7 protein-coding genes and 1 pseudogene are annotated in these 6,052 nt (G+C 33.0%); 5 read left to right on the top strand and 3 right to left on the bottom strand.

The window, feature by feature from the left end:
- Positions 1-7 precede the first annotated feature (7 nt).
- The 5 genes and pseudogenes from IQ209_RS07075 (at position 8) to IQ209_RS07095 (ending at position 2,250) form a co-directional block, all read left to right on the top strand.
- On the top strand, positions 8-475 hold the full coding sequence (locus IQ209_RS07075) for a hypothetical protein (RefSeq protein ID WP_193850291.1): 468 nt from the start codon (positions 8-10) through the stop codon (positions 473-475).
- Between the two features lie 355 nt (positions 476-830).
- Positions 831-1,097: pseudogene (locus IQ209_RS07080) on the top strand (type II toxin-antitoxin system RelE/ParE family toxin).
- Between the two features lie 50 nt (positions 1,098-1,147).
- The gene (gene nadS, locus IQ209_RS07085) at positions 1,148-1,444 is read left to right on the top strand and encodes a NadS family protein (RefSeq protein ID WP_193850293.1); all 297 of its coding nucleotides are present in this window, start codon (positions 1,148-1,150) and stop codon (positions 1,442-1,444) included.
- 223 nt (positions 1,445-1,667) lie between these two features.
- Positions 1,668-1,964 (top strand): type II toxin-antitoxin system RelE/ParE family toxin, encoded by a 297-nt coding sequence (locus tag IQ209_RS07090; RefSeq protein WP_193850295.1) that lies wholly within the window; start codon positions 1,668-1,670, stop codon positions 1,962-1,964.
- Position 1,965: 1 nt separating this feature from the next.
- Positions 1,966-2,250 carry an addiction module antidote protein gene (locus tag IQ209_RS07095; RefSeq protein WP_193850297.1) on the top strand — a complete coding sequence of 95 codons (285 nt, stop codon included), beginning with the start codon at positions 1,966-1,968 and terminating at the stop codon, positions 2,248-2,250.
- A gap of 128 nt (positions 2,251-2,378) precedes the next feature.
- Here the strand turns inward: IQ209_RS07095 and IQ209_RS07100 are convergent, their stop codons facing one another.
- The 3 genes from IQ209_RS07100 to IQ209_RS07110 form a co-directional block, all read right to left on the bottom strand.
- Positions 2,379-3,422 carry an acyltransferase gene (locus IQ209_RS07100; protein ID WP_193850299.1) on the bottom strand — a complete coding sequence of 348 codons (1,044 nt, stop codon included), beginning with the start codon at positions 3,420-3,422 and terminating at the stop codon, positions 2,379-2,381.
- A 12-nt stretch (positions 3,423-3,434) separates the two neighbouring features.
- On the bottom strand, positions 3,435-4,091 hold the full coding sequence (locus tag IQ209_RS07105; protein ID WP_193850301.1) for an SGNH/GDSL hydrolase family protein: 657 nt from the start codon (positions 4,089-4,091) through the stop codon (positions 3,435-3,437).
- Between the two features lie 408 nt (positions 4,092-4,499).
- A complete protein-coding gene (locus IQ209_RS07110) occupies positions 4,500-5,243 on the bottom strand; it encodes an alpha-xenorhabdolysin family binary toxin subunit B (RefSeq protein ID WP_304952573.1) in 744 nt (247 codons plus the stop codon).
- Positions 5,244-6,052: the final 809 nt, after the last annotated feature.

Below are 6,052 nucleotides of genomic sequence, written 5' to 3' on the forward strand. Positions count from 1 at the left end.
GGATATCATGCTGTCTTTCGATCTCACATTAGGGGCTGCTAAAAATGGGGAGGATATAGAATATTGGGGTTATACAAGTGACAATCAACCTAATATTGGTTCTTTAACTGGGTTGCAACCTAATACAGATATTGAACATATTTCGGAGTTCCGTTTTGAGGGTGGGACTCTGAAGGGAGGTAAAGACACTAGGAAAAATTCTACCTCACTGTCTTTATATATATCCTCTAATCAGAATAGCTATCAGAAAGTAATGGCACTTCTTAATAAAACTCTTTATGTCACTGTTGATAATGTAACTTATAATCTTAGGATTGACAGTCCTGGTAAAATACATGGAGACAATGCCAGTTATACATGTCACGTCGTTTACACAGAAGACGCTGAAGGCTCTGAGATATACAAATTAAGTGACATATTGAAGCAACAAATAGGCCAAACCAAACATTTTAGCCTCAAGTGGAGTGATAATTAATTCACCAAAATCGATACGCTAAATCAAAGTATATACTTAGTGACGTGATATCATAAAATTGGGCACTTTGATTAAATCGTTAACCAGGCCTGATTTCGGTATTCCACCGGATTCGGGCCTTATTACAAATAAAATCTGATTTATTGATTTTTTTGAGTCCAAGAAGGTGATAATTAATCATTTTGAATAATAATATAATACAGCCAAAACCTGTTTGTTTTGGCCGATGGGTTACGGTATATGTTAAATTGTTGCTGCATTACAGGCTCCCAAAAAATTCATCTTCTGAGAGGATACCGTGGATTATTTGGAATTTATCGAAACTACCACATTCAGTAAGGTACGAATCGAACTAATGGAAGATGATGAGTTCCAAGAACGCCAAAGTTACTTACTGAAATACTATGAAAGTGGCGACACGATTAGTTAAACTGGTGGATGCAAAAAAATTCGCTGGCGTCGTAAAGGGATGGGCAAACGTGGTGGGATAAGGGTTATCTACTATGTCAAGACATTAAGTGGGTGAATATATTTGTTATTAGTTTACCCTAAAAACGTACAAGCTGACCTAACACAAGAACAGAAGGCTCAACTTAAAAATGCTATTCAACATATGAAATAAACATCGTCTTCAGCGGTTAATCTATCTATAACGAGAACGAGGATAATTCTATGGAAAATAATTTATTTAATAATCTTCTTAGTAGCGTAGAGGAGATGGTTGCGATAGAGAATGGTGAATATCACCCTAAACCTGAGCATATCCACCGCTATGCTATTCCTAATGTTAAATCTATTCGCAAACATTTTGGCATGAAACAATCCGAATTTGCGGAAATGATAGGAGCAAGTGTTTCGTTGGTTCGGAGTTGGGAACAAAAGCGTCGTATACCATCAGGAACGGCACTAAAAATGTTATTTTTGATAGAGAAAAATCCAAATATCGTAGATACGTTAAAGTCTCTTTGACCCTTTAAGGTTTTTACTCCAAATCGAGTCCCCTAAAGCACCGTATTCCATCGGGAACGGCGCTAAAAATGTTATATTTGGTAGAGAAAAATCCTAATATAGTAGAGATATTAAAAGCTCTTTATACCAATCATCATTAAGGGTAGCAATGACAACATGTTAACCGTAGTTGACACCACCGTAAACCAAGACTATGATGATGACATCAATTAAGGAGGACAAAATGATAACAATCGAGAGGACTCAGGAGATTGAAAAATGGTTAAAATCACTAAAAGATAAGATAGCAAAAGCCAAGATTTTAACGAGAATTGAAAGGATGGAAGAAGGTAATTTGGGCGACGTTGAGCCTGTAGGGAAAGGAATTTCAGAATTAAGAATACATCATGGGAAAGGATATAGGGTTTACTTTGCCAATAAAAATAATCAAATAATATTATTACTTTGTGGCGGTGACAAAAGTAATCAGCAAGATGATATAAAAAAAGCAAAACAACTAGCGGAAAAATGGGGATTTTAAAATGAAAACCGAACCAAAAAAATTTGACGTTGTTGAGTTTTTAGAAAGTGAAGAAGATATTCAGGCGTATTTAAATGCAGCTATCGAAGAAAACGACACTAAATATTTATTTAAAGCGTTAGGTAACATAGCCAGAGCCAGAAATATAAGTCAACTATCTAAGGACTCTGGAATAAGCCGAGAAGGAATTTATAAAGCATTATCAGGCGAAGGAAATCCATCTTTTAATACAGTCTATAAAATATCAAAAGCATTAGGTTTAAAGCTTCATTTCACCGGGGTTTGATTAAGTTATTTTCATTTTAATATTTTGTGAAGTATAAGTTTTTCTCTATTAAAATAATATGTTAGCGCCGTTTCTGACTGAATACGGCGCGTTTTCACCCTATCACGTATGTCCTTCAATTTATCACATTAAACAGTGATGATTGACGAAGTTATCTTAAATTTTCGTAATAACACACACAACATATATGACAGAAAAAAAGCCAGTAATGAATACACTATTATATAAATATATATATTTACGTAATGAAATTCCCTTAACAAAAATTCATGGATAAATTCATTGTGTATCTCAACAACAAAAATATTGTGAACAAGATATATCCCCAATATATTTTTGTTTATATCTTTTGTTATATTTGATATTTTACTTACATTTAAATTAACCAAGAATAAAAATAAACATACGGAAGAAACCTGAAGAAAAACATTATAAAACTTCCCATAAAAGAAGGCCATTCCTGTCCTGACTGATATCAATGATAACAATATCAATGAGATAATGGCTAACACTAACAGCGTTATGTGGCTAAAGGAGAAAGTTTTTATTTTAGGGTTTGTCAGTCCTATATACCCGCCTATCAGAAAACTGAGAAGCCCTTGCACCTGGAATGGGAGTAAAATATTAAAGGGCACAATGGAAAAATTATATTTATAGTCTGTCAATGCATTCAATAAGGTAAAATTAGAAATAACAAAAATTATGATTATTATCTTTATCAGCCCCTTAGCATTCTCTAAATTAAATGCACTTCGTATTAATGGGGTTAGTATATAGAGAGCAATTATTGCAAATATAAACCATAAATGCGTGGCATCGGATATAATATTGCTAACGTTAACATAATTTAAAAAACTGACAGAAGGAATTGTTGTGAATTTACTAATAAAGAAATTATCATAACAATAATAAAAGACCAACCAAAACAATAATACAATGAGAATTTTCTTTACTTTATTAACTGCATAAGCTGTTTGGTTTTCATATTTGTTATTTAGCAAAAAATAACCACTGCACATAAAAAATAACGAAACACCCAACTGACCTGCTTGTCTGTACAAATACAAAATCACATCATTATCATGACGTAACAAAAAGAACAATGTTACGTGGGATACGACAACGAAAAATATAGACATTATCTTTAATAAATCTATGGTTAGAATTCTCATTTTAAATCCCTTTTAAATTGATAACATGAAATTTGCAATTTTAGGCGCTATTTTTGCCATGCCTATTTTTGATGGATGCAATCCATCGGACACTGTACCTAAGCTATTGCTCGTCATGATATCTATATTTTCCTCATTAAAGCCGGAGTTTTTCAATAAATCCAGATATGGAATAGAATATCTTTCGCAAACTTCCCTGCAAACATGGCAATAATCAGACAAATAGTATCCTTTCAAATTTTTTTCGTTCATTCCTCTTTTTATTGAGAGAGGTGTTGTTATGATGAATCCTATCCGTGATAATGGGTATCTCTTTGTTATTCCTGCCAGCAATAAATTCATGGCACCAATAAATGTTAATGGGGTTTTATCTTTACTGTCTCCTATTTCTATCCCGCCATGAGAACCAAAATCATAGCCAAAATCGTTAACCCCTCCCCATAGGGTAATGATGTCTGGATTGCTTCCCATTTCTTTATATCTTAAACACATAGCAGAACTGTCCTCTTTATCTTTTTGAGCTATACATGTTCCGCCAATACCGTAATTGACAAATTCTTTTAAGCCTAATATTTCAGTTACGATAGGTTGATACCACCCTCTTTCTGTTATGCTGTCGCCGAGTGAGAACCAAACTTGCCCCGCCAAATGAGATTGAATATAAGACATTTCTTTTCCTTTGTTTGTCCTGGAATGATAATCGGGGCATTTCTGGAGGTATCCTTCTTAGGAAAAAGGACATCCACATCACAGTATTTGCCCGCATTAAAGAAATTAAATTAACAGTTAAATTCATAAAATATTGTGTGTAACCTATCATTTTGTAATTATTTATATACCAATTTAACTTCATTATGCGTGTGATGTCTCCCCGCGAAGCGGGGAGATATGGCACAGATTACCGATAAAGCAGTCGTGTCACGTGAGGCGCTATATCGAACACGGTCACCTAAAGGTCAAAGACTTTACGCAATATCAGTTTTCTCATATTGCGGCAATGATTTAATCTGGCCAGATACAATTTATCAAAACGAAGGCTGAGAATATTTATTCCCAACCTTTTATTTATCAGAATACTTATTTCAACATATTATATTGTGAGGTTAAATTAGCTAAAAAATCCAATTGGTCATTTATCAAACTGGTTAAATATTTCTGATCAACTTTATTACCTGATAAACGATGTAATTGAGTCGCGAATGCGTTCCACGCTTGTACCAGTTTAACCGCCTCAGCAAGCATAATGGTGCGTTCTGCTTCGATTTGCATTACATCTTTTAAACCAGAAAGCCGTTGTTCCGTTTCTCGTAATGTCACTTTCAATGCATCAGATTCTTTTATCACTTGATCGATTTGATCACTCAGTTTCATTCTGGCATCGGCCAGATCGATATATTTCAATCCTTCAGAAACTTTACCTAATATTTTTCTGGCTATCTCAACACCTTGTTTTATAGCTTGTTTAATAGCCTCTTTTTTAGGTTGAGTAAAATCCAGACCATCAATATCACTGGCACTAGGGATAAAATCTTTAAACATATCCGCAATATTATTTTCACGGATCACATCCTGACTTTCGATAATTTTAGCCCGTTCAACATCCAATTTATTTCTTTTTTCGGCTTTACTCTCAATATCACTCAGCAATTTTGCTTTCTGTGATTCCGTTTGTGTCAAAAGCTCCCCCAAACGCTCCGCAATCACCATATTGCGAATATCATTGATTTTTCCATCCAGTTGCTTAGTGCTGTTACTGAAATTAACAATCACATGGTCAATATCTTGCGATAACTTTTGGATCAATTGATCACGTTCTGCCAACAAAGCTTGACGATCACTGCGGGAACTTCTGTAACAGGTATCTTATTTTCTGTTAAGCGTTGATTTAATGACATATCGTTCTCCATTCGTGTTGCAGGTTTAATTTAAAATTAATTTAACTTCTCATTTATCCATCTGAAAACCCTTTTATTTCGATATAATTTGAATTCGAACACTTACATTAACCTTAATGTGAAAAGTTGATATTTTTATCGGTAAATTTACTTTAACTTATTCTTTTTATTTTATTTTATTTATTCTTATTACATAAGCATCATAACAAAATCAAAATTTTATTTATTTATGATTAAATTAACTAAAATAACTGGATTAATGATTCATTATTAATATTTGTTTTGGTGTACTATATAATATATTGTTATTTTTCCTCCACTTCCATATCATAATATATATCCGTTATAAATAAAAACAACAGAAAAATATCCCAACCCAAAGCTAAATAGAAGCATTTCAATATAAAGCAATATAGTAAAAAAATCTATCTTTTACTTTTTTTAATACAGAGGAATAAACCAAACCTCCCTAAATAAAACAAAAAATATAATATCAGCATAAATAACATTATCTAAGAATATTTCAATTCAGGAAGCTAAACTAAAGATACAGTTTTGTATTCTATAATCGGTTATGAGGCATGATCTAAACTCAACGGAATATGATTAATGATGTATATGTTATAAATAACTTTTCAAAATGGTAGGAGTGTCGAAGAAACTCAGTCCAATTTTTGCGAATTTTGATTTTCCACAAACAAAAAAGCAAAAGAGAGGACTGAGTCATGCTTATCT

Origin of the sequence: Xenorhabdus sp. BG5, from assembly GCF_015163665.1 — a bacterium.
Taxonomy (GTDB): domain Bacteria; phylum Pseudomonadota; class Gammaproteobacteria; order Enterobacterales; family Enterobacteriaceae; genus Xenorhabdus.

What these genes read in the sequence shown, in the direction of transcription:
- IQ209_RS07075 (WP_193850291.1), top strand. Translation starts at nt 8, where the DNA reads ATGCTGTCTTTCGATCTCACATTAGGGGCTGCTAAAAATGGGGAGGAT.
- nadS (WP_193850293.1), top strand. Translation starts at nt 1,148, where the DNA reads ATGGAAAATAATTTATTTAATAATCTTCTTAGTAGCGTAGAGGAGATG.
- IQ209_RS07090 (WP_193850295.1), top strand. Translation starts at nt 1,668, where the DNA reads ATGATAACAATCGAGAGGACTCAGGAGATTGAAAAATGGTTAAAATCA.
- IQ209_RS07095 (WP_193850297.1), top strand. Translation starts at nt 1,966, where the DNA reads ATGAAAACCGAACCAAAAAAATTTGACGTTGTTGAGTTTTTAGAAAGT.
- IQ209_RS07100 (WP_193850299.1), bottom strand. Translation starts at nt 3,422, where the DNA reads ATGAGAATTCTAACCATAGATTTATTAAAGATAATGTCTATATTTTTC.
- IQ209_RS07105 (WP_193850301.1), bottom strand. Translation starts at nt 4,091, where the DNA reads ATGTCTTATATTCAATCTCATTTGGCGGGGCAAGTTTGGTTCTCACTC.